Below are 402 nucleotides of genomic sequence, written 5' to 3' on the forward strand. Positions count from 1 at the left end.
GAAGAAGGTCACCGATCCGCAGGCCTACGAAGTGCTCAAGCCGATCGTGGTCGAGCAGCGCGAAGTGACCGACGAGGACATCGTCAACTTCATGATGATCCCGCTGTGCCTGGAAACCGTGCGTTGCCTGGAAGACGGCATCGTCGAGACCGCTGCCGAGGCCGATATGGGCCTGATCTACGGCATCGGCTTCCCGCCCTTCCGTGGTGGTGCTCTGCGCTACCTCGATTCGATCGGTGTCGCCGAGTTCGTGGCCCTGGCCGACAAGTACGCCGAGCTGGGCGCGCTGTACCACCCGACCGCGAAGCTGCGTGAAATGGCCAAGAACGGTCAGAAATTCTTCGGTTAATCGCGGAACGACTAGAGCGAGAGTGAATTTATGAGCCTGAATCCGAGAGACGT

At 60.0% G+C, this 402-nt stretch carries 1 pseudogene; it reads left to right on the forward strand.

Going from position 1 to position 402, the window contains the following annotated elements:
- Positions 1-349, forward strand: a pseudogene (locus FLO80_RS24095) (hypothetical protein); the annotation flags it as partial.
- Between the last annotated feature and the right edge of the window lie 53 nt (positions 350-402).

Source organism: Aquicoccus porphyridii (assembly GCF_008369105.1).
Lineage (GTDB): Bacteria > Pseudomonadota > Alphaproteobacteria > Rhodobacterales > Rhodobacteraceae > Aquicoccus > Aquicoccus porphyridii.